This window comes from Curtobacterium flaccumfaciens UCD-AKU (genome assembly GCF_000349565.1).
Taxonomy (GTDB): domain Bacteria; phylum Actinomycetota; class Actinomycetes; order Actinomycetales; family Microbacteriaceae; genus Curtobacterium; species Curtobacterium poinsettiae.
The window spans coordinates 16,015-31,209 of record NZ_KB714630.1 but is presented as its reverse complement, the minus strand read 5'-3'; the positions used below and the strand labels follow the sequence as shown (position 1 = coordinate 31,209).

Annotated in this window: 15 protein-coding genes; 5 read left to right on the top strand and 10 right to left on the bottom strand. The window is 71.3% G+C overall.

Annotated elements, in window-relative coordinates:
* Window positions 1-32: 32 nt before the first annotated feature.
* From H489_RS33340 to H489_RS33325, 4 genes are all read right to left on the bottom strand, one after another.
* Window positions 33-1,070 carry a hemolysin family protein gene (locus tag H489_RS33340; protein ID WP_017888193.1) on the bottom strand — a complete coding sequence of 346 codons (1,038 nt, stop codon included), beginning with the start codon at window positions 1,068-1,070 and terminating at the stop codon, window positions 33-35.
* Entirely contained in the window at window positions 1,067-2,467 is a 1,401-nt protein-coding gene (locus tag H489_RS33335) for a hemolysin family protein (RefSeq protein WP_017888192.1), read from the bottom strand. The genes H489_RS33340 and H489_RS33335 overlap by 4 nt, the downstream gene beginning before the upstream one ends.
* Window positions 2,468-2,625: 158 nt before the next feature.
* Window positions 2,626-3,708, bottom strand: coding sequence for an NADH:flavin oxidoreductase/NADH oxidase (locus H489_RS33330; protein WP_017888191.1), 1,083 nt, complete (start codon window positions 3,706-3,708; stop codon window positions 2,626-2,628).
* A gap of 9 nt (window positions 3,709-3,717) precedes the next feature.
* Window positions 3,718-4,350, bottom strand: a complete 633-nt coding sequence (locus tag H489_RS33325) for an HAD family hydrolase (RefSeq protein WP_017888190.1) — start codon at window positions 4,348-4,350, stop codon at window positions 3,718-3,720.
* A 24-nt stretch (window positions 4,351-4,374) separates the two neighbouring features.
* Between H489_RS33325 and H489_RS33320 the strand changes: the two genes are divergently transcribed.
* Window positions 4,375-5,235, top strand: coding sequence for an NAD(P)H-hydrate dehydratase (locus tag H489_RS33320; RefSeq protein ID WP_017888189.1), 861 nt, complete (start codon window positions 4,375-4,377; stop codon window positions 5,233-5,235).
* A gap of 118 nt (window positions 5,236-5,353) precedes the next feature.
* Here the strand turns inward: H489_RS33320 and H489_RS33315 are convergent, their stop codons facing one another.
* A complete protein-coding gene (locus tag H489_RS33315) occupies window positions 5,354-6,064 on the bottom strand; it encodes a YceI family protein (RefSeq protein WP_017888188.1) in 711 nt (236 codons plus the stop codon).
* A gap of 83 nt (window positions 6,065-6,147) precedes the next feature.
* Between H489_RS33315 and H489_RS33310 the strand changes: the two genes are divergently transcribed.
* The 3 genes from H489_RS33310 to H489_RS33300 all read left to right on the top strand — a co-directional run bounded on the left by H489_RS33310 (window position 6,148) and on the right by H489_RS33300 (window position 8,070).
* Complete coding sequence (locus tag H489_RS33310) at window positions 6,148-7,461, top strand: glycosyltransferase 87 family protein (RefSeq protein WP_017888187.1); 1,314 nt, start codon at window positions 6,148-6,150, stop codon at window positions 7,459-7,461.
* Window positions 7,458-7,766: an MTH1187 family thiamine-binding protein gene (locus H489_RS33305; protein WP_017888186.1), complete on the top strand. Its 309-nt coding sequence runs from the start codon at window positions 7,458-7,460 to the stop codon at window positions 7,764-7,766. Before H489_RS33310 ends, H489_RS33305 begins: the two co-directional genes overlap by 4 nt.
* A gap of 118 nt (window positions 7,767-7,884) precedes the next feature.
* Window positions 7,885-8,070, top strand: a complete 186-nt coding sequence (locus tag H489_RS33300) for a hypothetical protein (protein WP_017888185.1) — start codon at window positions 7,885-7,887, stop codon at window positions 8,068-8,070.
* Between the two features lie 24 nt (window positions 8,071-8,094).
* On the opposite strand, the gene H489_RS33295 is transcribed toward H489_RS33300, so the two are convergent.
* Window positions 8,095-8,553: a hypothetical protein gene (locus tag H489_RS33295; protein WP_017888184.1), complete on the bottom strand. Its 459-nt coding sequence runs from the start codon at window positions 8,551-8,553 to the stop codon at window positions 8,095-8,097.
* Window positions 8,554-8,968: 415 nt separating this feature from the next.
* Between H489_RS33295 and H489_RS33290 the strand changes: the two genes are divergently transcribed.
* The gene (locus tag H489_RS33290; protein ID WP_017888183.1) at window positions 8,969-10,231 is read left to right on the top strand and encodes an MFS transporter; all 1,263 of its coding nucleotides are present in this window, start codon (window positions 8,969-8,971) and stop codon (window positions 10,229-10,231) included.
* A gap of 169 nt (window positions 10,232-10,400) precedes the next feature.
* On the opposite strand, the gene H489_RS33285 is transcribed toward H489_RS33290, so the two are convergent.
* The 4 genes from H489_RS33285 to metX form a co-directional block, all read right to left on the bottom strand.
* On the bottom strand, window positions 10,401-11,072 hold the full coding sequence (locus H489_RS33285) for a response regulator transcription factor (protein WP_017888182.1): 672 nt from the start codon (window positions 11,070-11,072) through the stop codon (window positions 10,401-10,403).
* Window positions 11,073-11,159: 87 nt separating this feature from the next.
* Window positions 11,160-12,482 carry a hypothetical protein gene (locus H489_RS33280; protein WP_017888181.1) on the bottom strand — a complete coding sequence of 441 codons (1,323 nt, stop codon included), beginning with the start codon at window positions 12,480-12,482 and terminating at the stop codon, window positions 11,160-11,162.
* Window positions 12,479-13,636: a sensor histidine kinase gene (locus tag H489_RS33275; RefSeq protein WP_017888180.1), complete on the bottom strand. Its 1,158-nt coding sequence runs from the start codon at window positions 13,634-13,636 to the stop codon at window positions 12,479-12,481. The genes H489_RS33280 and H489_RS33275 overlap by 4 nt, the downstream gene beginning before the upstream one ends.
* Window positions 13,637-13,771: 135 nt before the next feature.
* A complete protein-coding gene (metX, locus tag H489_RS33270; RefSeq protein ID WP_017888179.1) occupies window positions 13,772-14,974 on the bottom strand; it encodes a homoserine O-acetyltransferase MetX in 1,203 nt (400 codons plus the stop codon).
* Between the last annotated feature and the right edge of the window lie 221 nt (window positions 14,975-15,195).

Below are 15,195 nucleotides of genomic sequence, written 5' to 3'. Positions count from 1 at the left end.
CACCGCGCCTCCCGTCCGTCCTGCCGGAGCGTCTACCGGCGTCGGGTCGCGTCCTCGACCTCGCCGACGAGTTCCTCGAGGATGTCCTCGAGGAACAGCACGCCGAGTGTGCGGCCGTCCGCGTCGAACGCGCGCGCCACGTGGCGGCCTGCGGCCCGCATGGTCGCGAGCGCGTCCTCGAGGTCCATCTCGGTGTACAGCGAGATGAGCTGGCGGATGCGCTTCGGCGGCACCGGGTCGTCGAACTCGTCCGGACGCAGGTCGATGACGTCCTTCACGTGCACGTAGCCCGTGGGGGAGCCGTCCTCGCCGACGAGCACGTAGCGGGAGAACCCACGCTGTGCCACGGCGTGCTCGACGTCACCGGGGGTGGCGTCGTCGGGCAGTGTGACGAGCTCGGCCATCGGCACGGCCACGTCACGGACCTTCTTCTCGGTGAACTCGAACGCCAGGGCGAGCTTGCCGTCGTCGGTCAGGGTGCCCTCGCGGCGGGACTGCTCCACGATCGTCTGCACCTCTTCCACCGTGAACGCGCTCACCGCTTCGTCCTTCGGCTCGACGCGGAACAGTCGCAGCACGGCGTTCGCCACCTCGTTCAGGCCGACGATGACCCAGTGCAGGCCGTGGCCGATGTACCAGAGCGTCGGCACGAGCAGCAGCGCGGCGCGGTCCGGCATCGAGAACGAGATGTTCTTCGGCACCATCTCGCCGAACACGACGTGCAGGAACGACACGAGCAGCAGCGTGAACACGAAGGCCACGGTGCCGATCACCTCGGCGCTCCAGCCGGTCAGGTGCAGCGGGACCTCGAGCAGGTGGTGGATCGCCGGCTCGGAGACGTTCAGGATGAGCAGCGAGCAGACCGTGATGCCGAGCTGCGTCGTCGCGAGCATGCGGGTGGCGTGCTCCATCGCCCACAGCGTCATCTGCGCAGCCTTCGAGCCCTCTTCGGCGCGGGGCTCGATCTGCGAGCGGCGTGCGGAGATGACCGCGAACTCCGCCGCGACGAAGTACGCGTTGCCCAGCAACAGGACGACGAGCCAGAAGATGCCCCACCAGTCGGAGCTCATCGGGTGCTGCCCTTCGTCGTGGTGGCCGCGGCCTTCATGGTGGTCGGGGTGCTCTTGGTGGACGGGATGATGATCGCGGTGGCCGCCGTGTCGGTCGGCTCGCGCGTCGGGGTCCAGCGGATGCGGTCGATCCGGCGGCCGTCCAGACGCTCGACGCGGAACACGCCGCCGTCCAGCGGGACCTCGTCGCCGACGACGGGCAGACGGCCCAACGTCGACATGACGAACCCACCGACGGTCTCGTACGGGCCGTCCTCGGGCACCTTCACGCCGGCGCGGTCCTCGAGCTCGTCGGGACGCAGCAGACCGGGGAAGGTCAGCCAGTCTCGGGAGCGGACCACGTCGATGCGTGCGCGGTCGTGCTCGTCGGAGACCTCGCCGACGATCTCCTCGATCAGGTCCTCCAGCGTGACGACCCCGGCGGTGCCGCCGTACTCGTCGACGACGATGACCATCTGGTAGCCGCGGCCACGGACCTCGGCGAGCAGGGTGTCGCCCGGCATCGTCTCCGGCACACGCTCGGCGTCGGTCATGAGCGCCCCGACGGGGACCTCCGGACGCTTCTCGCGCGGCACGGCGACGGCCTGCTTGACGTGCACGATGCCGACGACGTCGTCCGCGTCCTCCTCGATGACGGGGAAGCGGCTGAAGCCGGTCTTGCGCGCGAGGGCGATGACGTCCTCGGCGGACTCGGACACCCGGATCGTGGAGAGCCGGGGGCGCGGGGTCATCACGTCACTGGCGCTCAGCTCGGAGAACGAGATGGTGCGCTCGAGGAGCGTCGCGGTGTCCTGCTCGAGCGAGCCCTCGGACGCCGACCGGCGCAGCAGCGAGGTGAGCTCCTCGGCACTGCGGGCGCCGGAGAGCTCTTCCTGCGGCTCGATGCCCATCGACCGCAGTACGGCGTTCGCGGTGCCGTTCAGCAGCGCGACCGCCGGCTTGAAGACCGTCGTGAACGCGATCTGCAGCGGGACCACGAGCCGTGCGGTCTGCAGCGGCAGCGCCAGCGCGAAGTTCTTCGGCACGAGCTCGCCGAGGATCATCGACAGCAGGGTCGCGATGACGAGCGCCACGATCGAGCCGACGGTCTCGACGATGCCCTCCGGCAGGTTCATCGCCAGGAACGGCGCCTCGAGCAGCTTCGCGATCGAGGGCTCGAGCAGGTAGCCGGTCAGCAGCGTGGTCAGCGTGATGCCGAGCTGCGCGCTGGACAGGTGGGTCGAGGTGACCTTCAGCGCGCCGATGACCGGTGCGAGGCCGGCCTCTCCGCGGTCACGCCGTGCTTCGACGTCGGCCCGGTCGAGGTTCACCAGCGCGAACTCGGACGCGACGAAGACACCCGTGCCGAGGGTCAGCAGGATGCCGCCGATCAGCATGACGATGTCGATCGGACTCATGATTCACCCCCGTTCGCGCACAGGGATGACGTGCAGCTCACCGAGTGAGCGGCGGATGAGTGAGGCGAAGAACTATTCGGGGGATCGTCCACAGTGCTGCCAATCGTACCGCCTGCGCGGGCTCGGAGCCGTGGAACCGTACAGATCCGGTCCGCCGTCTACGCCGTGATCCGCGCGCGGTGGTACTGCTGCGGCTCGTAGTCGACCGCCACGCGGAGTTCCAGCGCGGCGCGGAGCGCGAACGACGGGTCGCGGAGCATCTCGCGCCCGATCATCACCACGTCGGCCAGGCCGGTCGCGACGATCTGCTCGGCCTGGAACGCCTCGGAGATCATCCCCACCGCGATGGTCGGGATGCCGGCGTCGCGCTTGATCGCTGCGGCGTGCGGTACCTGGTAGCCGGGGCCGACCGGGATCGGCGCGCTCGCGACGTTGCCGCCGGTCGACACGTCGGCCAGGTCGGCACCGTGCTCGGCGGCCCAGCGGGCGACGACCGTGGTCTCGTCGAGCGTGAGCCCGCCGTCGACCCAGTCGGTGGCCGAGAAGCGGACGACGATCGGGAAGCCCTCGCCGACCTCGGCACGCACGGCGTCGACGACCTCGAGCAGCGCGCGGGCACGGTTCTCGAGCGAGCCGCCGTACTGGTCGGTGCGCTGGTTGCTCAGCGGCGACAGGAACTGGTGCAGCAGGTACCCGTGGGCGGCGTGGATCTCGACCAGGTCGAACCCGGCCTCCACCGCGCGGCGGGCGGACTGGGCGAAGGCGAGCGCGACGACGCGGATGTCCTCGACCGCGAGCTCGCGGGGCACGTCGTAGCCGTCGAACGCCACGGCTGACGGGGCGACGGTGGTCCAGCCGCCCTGGTCGGCGGGGACGGTGCCGTGCGTCGCGTCCCAGGGGCGGTACGTCGAGGCCTTGCGGCCGGCGTGCGCCAGCTGGATGCCCGCTGCGGCGCCCTGCTCGTGCAGGAAGTCGACGATCGGCTTGTAGGCGTCGCGCTGCTGGTCGTTCCACAGCCCCAGGTCCTGCGGGGTGATCCGTCCCTCGGGCACGACGCCCGTCGCCTCGACCACGACCGCGCCGGCACCGCCCTTCGCGAACCCGCCCAGGTGCACGAGGTGCCACGGGGTCGGCACGCCGTCCTGCTGGTCCACCGAGTACTGGCACATCGGGGAGACCCAGATGCGGTTGCGGACGGTCAGGTCACGGACGGTGATCGGGTCGAACAGGGCGTGCGTCACGCGGGCTCCTCAGAGGACGGGTGCCGGTGCCTCGGCCAGTTCCGTCAGGAACGACCGCAGCGACGCCGGCGACGTGTAGTGGTGGCCGACCGCCCCGATCGCTTCCGCACCGGTGGCGTTCTCGGCCCTGTTGTCCACGAACACCATCTGACCCGGCTCGATTCCCAAGCGCGCACAGGTGTCGCGGTAGATGGATGCCGCCGGCTTCAGGACGTGCTCCTCGGCGCTCACCACGACGGTCTCGAACAGCGATCCCATCGGGGACCGTCGGTACGGGTCGCCGAAGTCGAAGCCCGCGTTGGAGAGCAGCGCCACGCGGGTGCCGGCGTCGTGCAGCTCCTCGACGATGTCGAGGGTCTCCGGCTCGACCTCGAACCACCCGGTGAAGTCGATCGCCCAGAACCGGTGGATCTCGGAGATGCTCCAGTTCCGTCCGGTCCGTTCCGCGATGGCACGCCAGTACGCCACGACGGACAGGTCGCCGCGGTCCAGGTCGTGCCGGAGCTCCTGGTACACCGGGAACAGTTCCTCCGCCGGGACACCGGTGGCGGCCACCAGGGCGTCCCGCGAGGCGTGCGGCGTCCGGCTGATCACCTCGCCGTAGTCGAAGACCACCACGCGACCAGGCAGGAACAGGCTCATGGCCTCCACCGTAACGTGGGGCCGGTGAACGACTTCGTGCCCGTCCGACCGTCCGATGCCGCCGCGTGGGTCACCGCGCCGACGGGGGAGTCCACCAAGTACCGGCGCGGGGTGCTCGGCATCGCGACCGGGTCCGACCAGTACCCCGGCGCCGCGGTGCTCGGGGTCGACGCCGCCGTGCACACCGGCGTCGGCATGGTCCGGTACGTCGGACCTGCACGCGCCACCGACCACGTGCTCACCCGCCGCCCCGAGGTCGTGTCCGGCGTCGGCCGCGTGCAGGCCTGGCTCGTCGGCTCCGGCATCTCGGCGTCGTCGCTCGGCGACCTGGACGAGGCGACGGCGTCGGGCTTCTCGCACGCCTCTGACGACGGCGTCCCGGTCGTCGTCGACGCCGGGGCGATCCCGCTCGTCGACCTCGGGCCGCTCGCCGTGCTCACACCGCACGCCGGTGAGCTCGCTTCGTTCCTGGGGGCGGATCGCGCCGACATCGAGCAGGACCCGGCCGCCGCGGCGCTCCGTGCGGCCGAGCGGTCCGGCAGCGTCGTGCTGCTCAAGGGGGAGCGGACCCACGTGGTCACCCCGGACGGGTCGGTGCGGCTCGTGGCGTCCTCGGCGACGCCGTGGCTCGCCGCTGCCGGCGCCGGGGACGTGCTCGGCGGGGTCCTCGGGGCACTCGTCGCCGCGCGGCAGGGCGCCGTCGAGGCTGCCGGTTCGTCGCTCACGCCGTCGGACCTCGCGCACCTGGCCGCGTCGGCCGCGGTGGTGCACGGGCTCGCGGCGCGACGGGCGTCCGGCGGCGGGCCGTTCCCGATGACGACGCTCATCGCCGAGCTGCCCGGGGTCGTCCGGGACCTCGTCGTGGACGGGGATGCGCGCGGGTAGCGGTCGGTGCGCGTGCACCTTCCGACGATCCACGAGGTGATCGACGCGTGTTCTGTCGACGGATGCGAACGCAGTGGGTTCGGCGGTCACGTCACGGGCGTGACGCGCGTCGCGGACGTCAGGTCGCGGGGGTGGCGTGCACCAGGAACTCGACGGAACCGGCGTCGTCGACCTTGACGAACCCCAGGCTCGGCGCCTGCACGCCGTAGTCCGAGAAGGTGATCGGGACCGAGCCGGAGATGTCGACGCCGTCGCCGTTCAGGCCGACCTGCAGCTTCGCGGTGACGTCCTTCGTGACGCCGTGCAGCGTGAGCTTCCCCGGAGCCGTCACGGTCGTCGTGTCGGAGCCCCTCGGCACCGCGTCCGCGATCGGTGCGGTGAGCTCGAACGTGGCCTCGGGGAAAGCCGCGGTGTCCATGGCGGAGTCGCGGAAGTACGAGTCGCGCTGGTCCGAGTCGGTGGTGATGTCGCCGACCTGCACCGTGATCTTCGCGGCGGTGATGCTCGTGCCGTCGACGGTCGCGGTGCCCGAGACGCTGTCGGTGCGGCCGGTGACGGTGACGTCGGAGCCGTTCAGGACCTCGTGGACGCGGTACCCGGCCTCGGAGTCGCCGCCGACCGTCCACTCGCCGGACAGGTCGGTGTCGTCGAGGGTGGAGGCCTGGCGCGTCGCCGCGACCGACGGGGCGGCCGAGGCCTTCGCGTTCTCGTTGCTCGTGTAGACGTTCGTGAAGACCACCGCTCCGACGACGCCGAGGACGACGACGGCGGCGATGACGGAGATCCAGATGACGGCCTTGCGGCGCTTGCGCGGGGTGTCGGAGGTCACGAGCTGAACGGTGACACGTCATGCTCGGGAGACCCTGAGTCCGTGGCGGGGATCGTCTCCGGTCCTGCCGCTACGCTCGTCCGGTGCAGAGGACCTCGACCCGGTGGCTCGAACTCGCCGGCTTCGTCCTGGCGTTCGTCGCCGTGCACGGCTTCCTGTGGTGGCTGACCCTCGTGTCGGCGAACCTGCCGCTCGGTGACGTGACCATCACCTACAGCCGCTGGATCGAGACCGGGCGGAGCGCGGACTTCTGGGTGGGCATCGACGGCGCGTGGGTGTACCCGATCCTGGCGATCGTGCCGATGGCCGCAGCGGCCCTCGGGGGCGTCGAGTCGATCGGCACCGGCTGGCTGCTGCTGATGGTGCTGCTCGACGCCGCGGCGTGCGCGTTCCTGTGGCGGTTCCGGGCGCGCGTGGGGTCGTCGGACCGCTTCGGCGTGCACGGCGTGCGGGTCGCCTGGTGGTGGCTGCTGTTCCTGCTCGTGCTCGGGCCGATCGCACTGGGCCGGATCGACACCGTCGCGACGGCGTTCGCGCTGGTGGGGGTGGCGTTCGTGGCCTCGAGGCCGGCCGTCGCTTCCGCGCTGTTCACCGCCGGTGCGTGGACGAAGGTGTGGCCGGCGGCACTCGTCGCGGTGCTGCTGCTCGTGCGTCGTGGACATCGCCGTGGCGTGCTCGCCGGTGCGCTGGTGCTGAGTGCGCTGATCGTGCTCGTCGACGTGCTGTGGGGTGGTGCGCCGTTCCTGCTGTCGTTCATCGGCGAGCAGACCGGTCGCGCGCTGCAGATCGAGTCGCCGCTCGCGACGCCGTTCATGTGGGCCGCAGCCTCCGGCGTTCCGGGGGCAGCGGTGTTCTACAACCAGGAGATCCTGACCTTCGAGGTGTCCGGTGCCGGCACGTCCGCCGCCGCCGCGGTGTCGACGCCGTTGATGGCCGTCGTCGTGGTGGCCGGGGTCGTGCTCGCGCTCTGGGCCGCCCGCCGCGGTGCCCGTCGGGCCGAGCTCGCGCCGGTGCTCGCGCTCCTGTTCGTGGCCGCGCTCATCGCGACGAACAAGGTGGGGTCGCCGCAGTACATCGGCTGGTTCGCGGTGCCGATCGTGTGGGGGCTCGCCGCAGGCACCCCCAGTGCGCGCCGGTTCGTGCCGATCGCGGTGACCGCCCTGCCGATGGCGCTGCTCACGCAGGTGATCTACCCGGGCTACTACGACCAGTTGCTCGGCGTGCAGCCGTGGATCCTCGTGGTGCTCACGGTGCGGAACGTACTCGAGGTCGCGATCCTGGTGTGGAGCGTGGTCGTGCTGGTGCGGATGGGGCGGGCTGCGGGGCCCGGACGGGTGCCGGCGCGCTCGTCGCCGTCCGTGCGCGACCAGCCCGAGCCGGGCAGGATGGACGCATGATCGTCGCCTTTTCCGTCGCTCCGTCCGGTGGTCCCGCTGCAACGTCCGACGGATCCGTGCACGATGCCGTCGCGGCCGCTGTCCGCGTGGTGCGCGAGAGCGGGCTGCCGAACCGCACCTCGTCGATGTTCACCGAGATCGAGGGGGAGTGGGACGAGGTCATGGACGTCGTCAAGCGCGCCACTGAGGCCGTCGGTGCGTACGGCACGCGGGTGTCGCTCGTGCTCAAGGCCGACATCCGCCCCGGGCACACCGGCGAGATCGACGGCAAGCTCGAACGGCTCGAGGCCGCGCTCGGCGAGTAGCCCGCGGCGCCGTCGCCCGACACGCCGGACCGGTCCCTCGGATGTCGGTGGCCGGGTGTCTCATGGTCGGGATCGAGCCACTTCCGGTGGCCTCCGAGACGACGATGAGGAGCGCGTGATGATGCACGACGGCTGGTGCCCCGACTGCGACCTGCGAACGGTCGTCATCGACACGGACGAACAGGGCGAGAACGCCTGGGCGAGCTGCGCGGAGTGCGGCACCGGATGGGTGCACCGTGACGAGCTGCCCGAGCTGCAGGGTGCGTCGAGCGGTGTCGCCGGGCAGGGTCGCCGCGCAGCCTGACCGCCACGGGTCGGGGCGGTGCCCTCAGCGCTCGAGCGCCCCGTGCACGCCTTCCGCGCGCTGCTGCACCCGCTCGAACACGTAGTCCGGCTCCGGCCGTTCGAGTGACCCCGTGTAGAACCCGAGCACGAAGTCATGGCCGAAGAAGCTCGTGTGATGCTGGTACGCGGTGGCGAACGACTTCTCGCCACTGTCGAGCCGGACCACGCCGAACTGCCCTTCGGCCACGGTCCATGTGCCGTCGGCCGACACGGTGCTCGGGCGGGACCTGCAGGCGTCGAGCTGGTACCCGCCGTTCCCCGAGCCGTCGCAGACCAGGGCAGCGGGGAAGTCCTGTGCCCGGAATGTGCCGTCCTCGTCCAGCACCAGCACCGACTGCCCCCGGTCGTCCTGTGCCCACGTTCCGACGAATCCCTGCTGGACGTCTCCGGGGCTCGGCGTGGCGGGCACCCCGGAGCAGGCTGCGAGCAGCAGTGAACTCACCGCCAGGACGCCAGAGAAGCCCGCTCTGTTCCTCCGCTTCACCGGTCCACCGCCCCCGTCCGTGTCGTGCGCATCGTTCGACCGCAGCGCCTCGGTGCTCGCCAGGAGCGCCCGGCCGGGAGCGCGGCCCGTTCCGGCCACTGTAGTTGCGTGCGCTTCCGTTCGCCCTTTGGAGCGGTCTACACTGCTGAGACCGGGTCGTCGCGGCAGTCACCCACGACGCCGCCCGGACCGTCCCGTTCGTCGCTGAACCCGGACCGGCACCTCCGGTCGTGACGGCGTGATCGACCGTCGCACGCACGCACGCACTGCGCGGACCGGTCTGCCGAACCGGCTGCAGCCGTCGCCGCGTTCCCGATCGCCGCGGTCCCGCACTGCGGACAGTTCTATCTCCCTCCCGCACAGAACAGGCCCCATGTCACAGCTCACGCCTGCGCGTCGCACCCTCGCGCTCATCTCGCTCGCCCTCGGTGGCTTCGCCATCGGCTCGACCGAGTTCGTCGCGATGGGTCTGCTGCCGAACATCGCGCAGGCCCTGCTCCCCGAGCAGTACGGCATCGACCCCGACGCCGGGATCGCCCACGCTGGCTGGCTGGTCAGCGCGTACGCCCTCGGGGTGGTGGTCGGTGCGCCGACCATCGCGGCGATGTCCGCACGGTTCCCGCGCAAGGGCCTGATCCTCGTGCTGCTCGTCGGCTTCGTCGTCGCGACGATCGCGAGCGCCCTGCTGCCCTCGTTCGGCCTGGTGCTCGTCGCCCGCTTCGTGGCCGGGCTGCCGCACGGCGCCTACTTCGGCATCGCCTCGATCGTCGCCGGCGACATGATGGGTCCGGGCAAGCGCGGCAAGGGCATCGCCATGGTGCTGCTCGGTCTGTCGGTCGCGAACGTCGTCGGTGTCCCCGCGATCACCTGGGTCGGCCAGATGGCCGGCTGGCGGGTCGCGTACGGCGTCGTCGCCGCACTGTTCGCCCTGACGTTCCTGGCCGTCGCGGCCTTCGTGCCGAAGAGCGCCCGCGACGAGCACGCCACGATCGGCCGTGAGCTCCGGGCGTTCCGCGTGCCCCAGGTGTGGATCGTGATGGGCCTCGGCGCCGTCGGGTTCGGTGGCTTCTTCGCCGTCTACTCGTACATCTCGCCGCTCGTGCAGAACGTCACCGGGATGTCGGAGTCGTTCGTGCCGATCGTGCTCGTCGTCGTGGGCATCGGCATGGTCGTCGGCGGGGTCCTCGGCGGACACCTGGCCGACCACAGCGTGAAGCGCACCATCTACGTCGGCATGTTCTCGCTCATCGGCGCCCTGCTCATCACGGTCCTCACGGCGCAGTGGCTCTGGGGCATGCTGCTCGGCGCGTTCCTGCTCGGGGCGACCTCGTCGGCCATCCCGCCGGCGGTGCAGTCGCGCCTGATGGACGTCGCGGGCGATGCGCGCACGATCGCCGCGGCGCTGAACCACTCGGCGTTCAACATCGGCAACTCGATCGGTGCGGCCCTGGGCGGCGCCGTCATCGCGGCCGGCTTCGGGTTCCTCGCCCCGGGCTGGCTCGGCATCGGCCTGGCGCTGCTCGGTGTGCTCGTCACGATGGCGAGCTACGCCGTCGAACGGCGGAGCACCCGACGCGCTGTCCGTTCCTCGTCGCCGTCCACCGGTCCGATCACCGCACCGGTCCCGACGGCCTGACACGCGGGGTGCGCGTACGCACCCACCGGACGGGAGACCCGTGGCGGCGCCGCCACGGGCCTCCCGTCCGTCACGTGGCGCGGAAGACCGCCCCGAGTGAGCAGAAGACGTCGGGTTCCGTGACGGGACCCGTCGTGTTCTGCTCACTCGATGCGCGACGCGACCCGCGTCAGAGCCCCAGGGGGCTGCCGTCCTGCACGATGATGCCGTCGGTGATGGCACGCTTCCGGAGCGCCACCTTCGTGCCGACGTCGAAACCGGCGACGCGGTACTTCTCGCGGATGCGCTTGAGGTAGCTCTTCGCGGTCTCCTCGGAGATGCCGAGCTGGTAGGCGACGCTCTTGACGGGCTCGCCGCCGCCGTACAGTGCCATCACGCGACGCTCCTGCGCGCTGAGCTTCGGGACGCCGCCGACGTCGCCGCTGTTGATGGCGAGGTCGAGCTCGGCCGAGACGTACTGCTCGCCGCGCTGGGCGGAGCGGATCGCCTCGACGATCATGTCGGCGTCCTCGCTCTTGACCAGGTAGCCGAGGGCGCCGGCGCCCAGGGCTTCGCGCACGACGTTCGGCTCGGAGTAGGTGCTCATCACGACGGTCTTGACGCCGGCGGTCTTGAGCGTGGAGATCTTCAGCGACACCGGGATGGAGTCCTTGAGGTCCAGGTCCAGCAGCACCACGTCGACCGGGAACGCGGGGCTCGTCAGGAGCTCCGGCCAGGTCGTGACGGCGGCGACCAGGGTGATGTCGTCGGCGGCGTTCCGGATCCACTCCGTGAGCGCGCCGAGGAGCATCCTGTGGTCGTCGACCAGTGCGAGTCGGATCGGTTCCTCTGGAGTCGCCATGCTGGCGTCCTTTCTCGGTGCGGATTGCTCGGCCGATCCTAGGAGGATCCCGGCCGGAAGCGGGTGAGGCGTGCTGGTGTCCGACAGTTACATCGACGGATGTCGGTTCACGACGCAGTGCGCGACGATGTGCAGCGTGCCGTCGCGAACGGTCTCGGTGTACTGGCCGATGCGCTGCAGGGCGCTCCAGGCCGTCGGGCCGAGGCTGCGCCGGGGCACCCCGCGGGACTCGATGACGACGGGCACGTCCATGGTGTCGTCGCTGACCGGGTGGCCGTCGGAGCCGATCGGGCCGAGCGTGACCGAGACGACGGGCATGCCGGGCTGCGCGGTACGGCCGTCGCCGACCATCTGCCAGATCGCCTGCAGCAGGCCGTCGCGCTGCGTGGGGGAGAGGTGTCCGGCCAGGGCGGTCGGGTCCGCGACGCTCACCGAACGACCGAGGTGGTCGGACTCGGTGATCGCGTGGTAGAGCCAGGTCTCACGGCGGCCCTCGATCAGGTGCAGACGGAGCTCGGTGGCGAGGGACGCGGCGACGGAGCTCGAGGCGTCGGACAACGGCAGCGGGTCGGTGCCGTTCGCGACGGCGTCGAGCAGCTTCTCGGCGGCGAGGTCGAGCCGGGCGAGCTCGTCCGAGGCGAGCATGCCGACGGCGAACTGCGGCGCCTGCACGTTGCTCTGCACGAGCACCCGGTCGAGCTCACGCTGCACGAGTTGGCGGAACCGCTGCACGACGTACAGGGCGAGCGACGGCGGCACGACGACGAGCGAGAGCAGGGACACGATGCCGGGCAGGGTGTCGTGCGTGATCGGCGTCGACACGACGGCCATCACCACGAACGCGATGCCGAGCACGCCGATGGCGGCGGCGACCTCGCGGGCGGGTCGGAGCGTGGCGATCGGCAGCAACGCGAACCCGGCTGCCATCGAGGCGCTCGCGGTGTGGGCGATGTCGTGCTCGGGCCAGATGCCGATGAAGTCGAGCGTGACCACGCAGGCCAGCACGACGCAGATCAGCGCGAACGCCGGCCCCGTCAGCCGTTCGCCGTAGGTCAGGACGCTGAGCCCGACCCCGACGGCCGCGACGATGTAGAGCACCCAGGCGACCGTGGGCAGCAACGGGTCGGAGTACTCGTTCCAGCGCACCAGGAAGAACGCGATGCCGGCGACGGCTTCGATCGCGGTGAGGATCGCGGCGCCGAGGCCCAGGTACCCGGCACCGAGTGACGCGCCTGGTTTGGCGGCCTGGCGCAGGGACCGGGCGCCGGTGGACGTCGAGGGGAGTCCTCGGGCCTGGCGGCGCTCGCTCGTGCGGTAGCGCTCGCGCGCCTCGCGACGGGTGCGGGGCGCCGGCGGAGCGGTCTCGCCGGGCAGACTGCGGCCGATGGTGTCCTCGGGGATCCGGCTCATCGCGGTGCCTCCAGGACGACGGTGGTGCCGGAGCCCGGCGCGGAGAAGAGCTTCGCGTCGCCGCCGACCTCGCGCAGACGGTTCACGACGCTCTCCTTGAACCCGAGGCGTTCGGCGCTGACGGTGGTCAGGTCGAAGCCGACACCGGAGTCGGTGACCATGGCTCGGACGACCTCGTTGTCGTGGACGATCGTGACGTGTGCCTCGCCGACGCCGGCGTGCCGACGGACGTTCTCCAGGCACTCGCCGAGTGCGAGCAGGAACGCGTCGAGCACGTTCGACGGCAGCAGGACCTGCCCGGTGCCGTGCCAGCTGACCTCGAGGCCCATCCGGCCGAAGCGCTGCTTGACCGATTCGAGGGTCTGCCCGAGCGGTGATTCCTCTTCGCGGGTGAGCGAGTAGTCGCCGGACTGCGAGGGCTGCGGGGTCGCGCCGAGGCGCAGGTGCCGCAGCAGCCGGGCGTCCTCGGCGGCCTGCTCGCGCATCGCCTGCTCGGAGACGCCGACGCCGGAGTGGGCGAGCAGCGTCAGGGTCGCGAGCACGGTGTCGTGCAGCAGGCGGGCACCCTGGCGTCGCTGCGCCTCGGTCTCGCTGGCCTGCCGTTCGGCGCGGTGGGCGGTGCCGATGCTGTAGATCCGGCGGGCCACGCGGGGGATGCTGCGCGAGATCCAGATCGCCACGACGGCCATCAGGATCCACCCGAGCAGTGCGCCGCTGACCGGGGTCGACAGGATCGAACCCGAACCCCAGACCATGAGCACGACGACCACGCCGCCTCCGGCGATGGTGATGCCGAGCCCGAACGGGTGCCCGCGCTGCGCCATCAGCGGTGCCGAGAGCCCGCCGGCGGCCAGGGGCATCACGGCGCTGGCGATGAGCGGCCGGGCCGTGTCGTCGACGCCGGTGAAGAGCAGCACCATGGTGGCGAGCCCGGCGACGACGACGGCGGCGGTCCACCACACTTCGCCGCCGCGGCCGAAGCACACCAGCGCGGTGATCATCGCGGCGATGCACAGGAGTGCGCCGACGAGGACCGGCACGGGCACGGCTGCAGCGGAGACGATGCCCACGACGCTGACGAGCGCGCAGACGATGCCCACGACACGGGTCGCCGACCGCAGCAAGCGGTCGCGTTCCTGTGCGATGAAGTCCATCGATGTCCTGGTTGGTGACGATCTGGGTGGAGCGGGAAACCGAGCGTCGGTCAGTGCCGAGCTCCACGCCATCATTCCACGCGCGCCACCCGTTGGGGGGTCTTCGGCGCGCCGCCCGCGCTCTGCGGCACCGGTTCAGGACTCGAGCAGCCGCCGCAGGTGCGCCCCGACCTGCTCGTGTTCGATGAGGAACCCGTCGTGTCCGAACTCGCTCTCGATCACCGCCGCGGTGTCACCGTCGAGCGCGTCCGGCACGCCTGCGGCGATCCGGTGCTGGTCCTCGACGGGGAACAGCCGGTCACTCGAGATGCCCACGACCAGGGTCCGCGCGGTCACGAGCGCCAGCGCCGCCGCCACCCCGCCGCGCCCGGCACCGACGTCGTGCGAGTCCATCGCGTACGTCAGCGTCACGTAGCTCGAGGCGTCGAACCGCCGGGTGAACTTGTTGCCGTGGAAGTCGAGGTAGCTCTCCACCGAGAAGCGTCCGTCGTCGCCGAGCGGTGAGACGTCGCTCTGCCAGGACCGCGCAAAGCGGCTGTTCAGCTCGTCCGAGGCCCGGTAGGTCATGAGCGCCATCCGCCGTGCCAACGACAGTCCGCGGTGCGGCCCCTCGCCGGTGTCGGCCTCGTAGTAGTCGCCGCCCGCGAACGCCGGGTCCATCTGGATCGCCGCCCGCTGCAGCGAGTTCGCCGCGATCTGGTCGGCGGTGGTCTGCGCCGTCGACGCCAGGACCGCCAGCCGCCCGACCCGCGCCGGGTGCGAGACCGCGAACTCGAGGGCGTGCATGCCGCCCATCGATCCGCCGACGACGGCCGCGAAGGTGTCGATGCCGAGCCGGTCGGCGAGCTGCGCCTGCACCTCGACCTGGTCCCGCACCGTCAGGAACGGGAACCGCGAACCCCACTCCGCGCCCGTCGGCGACACCGACGACGGTCCGGTGGTGCCCTGACAGCCGCCGAGCATGTTCGGCGCGATCACGAACCACCGGTCGGTGTCGATCGCCCGGCCGGGTCCGACGACGTCGCCCCACCAGCCGGCGGTGCGGTGTCCGGGGCCGGCGGGCCCCGTGACGTGCGAGTCCCCGGTGAGCGCGTGCAGGACGAGCACGGCGTTGTCGCGAGCCGCGTTGAGCGTGCCCCACGTCTCGTACGCCACGCGCACGGACGGCAGGCGGCCGCCGCGCACCCACTGCTCGCCGAGCGACGCGAAGTGCCGTGCACCCGGGTGGTCACCGGGGCGCCAGGCGCCGGTCACGGGCGGCTTGCCCAGGGTGCCGAGTTCGGTGCCGGGCACCAGGGTGGACGGCACGGAGTCCTCGGGGGTCGTCTGCCAGTCCATGGTGCGTCCAGTCTGCCGGGAGGCGCGGGTCGCCGCTGCCGTGTTACGTCACGTCCGGCGCGTGGCCGCGCCCCGGGCCGCGGGTGCCGCCCCCGTGCGTGCGCATGTTCCGACATCGTGCGCGTTGTTCGACTCGTGGATCGTCGCATCATGCACACGTACCGGATGCGTGTGCAACGAACGACGTCCCACGCGTCGATCGACACGTGGGACGTCGGAAC

What these genes read in the sequence shown, in the direction of transcription:
- H489_RS33300 (WP_017888185.1), top strand. Translation starts at nt 7,885, where the DNA reads ATGATGCACGACGGCTGGTGCCCCGACTGCGACCTGCGAACGGTCGTC.
- H489_RS33340 (WP_017888193.1), bottom strand. Translation starts at nt 1,070, where the DNA reads ATGAGCTCCGACTGGTGGGGCATCTTCTGGCTCGTCGTCCTGTTGCTG.
- H489_RS33335 (WP_017888192.1), bottom strand. Translation starts at nt 2,467, where the DNA reads ATGAGTCCGATCGACATCGTCATGCTGATCGGCGGCATCCTGCTGACC.
- H489_RS33285 (WP_017888182.1), bottom strand. Translation starts at nt 11,072, where the DNA reads ATGGCGACTCCAGAGGAACCGATCCGACTCGCACTGGTCGACGACCAC.
- H489_RS33280 (WP_017888181.1), bottom strand. Translation starts at nt 12,482, where the DNA reads ATGAGCCGGATCCCCGAGGACACCATCGGCCGCAGTCTGCCCGGCGAG.
- H489_RS33305 (WP_017888186.1), top strand. Translation starts at nt 7,458, where the DNA reads ATGATCGTCGCCTTTTCCGTCGCTCCGTCCGGTGGTCCCGCTGCAACG.
- H489_RS33275 (WP_017888180.1), bottom strand. Translation starts at nt 13,636, where the DNA reads ATGGACTTCATCGCACAGGAACGCGACCGCTTGCTGCGGTCGGCGACC.
- metX (WP_017888179.1), bottom strand. Translation starts at nt 14,974, where the DNA reads ATGGACTGGCAGACGACCCCCGAGGACTCCGTGCCGTCCACCCTGGTG.
- H489_RS33325 (WP_017888190.1), bottom strand. Translation starts at nt 4,350, where the DNA reads ATGAGCCTGTTCCTGCCTGGTCGCGTGGTGGTCTTCGACTACGGCGAG.
- H489_RS33290 (WP_017888183.1), top strand. Translation starts at nt 8,969, where the DNA reads ATGTCACAGCTCACGCCTGCGCGTCGCACCCTCGCGCTCATCTCGCTC.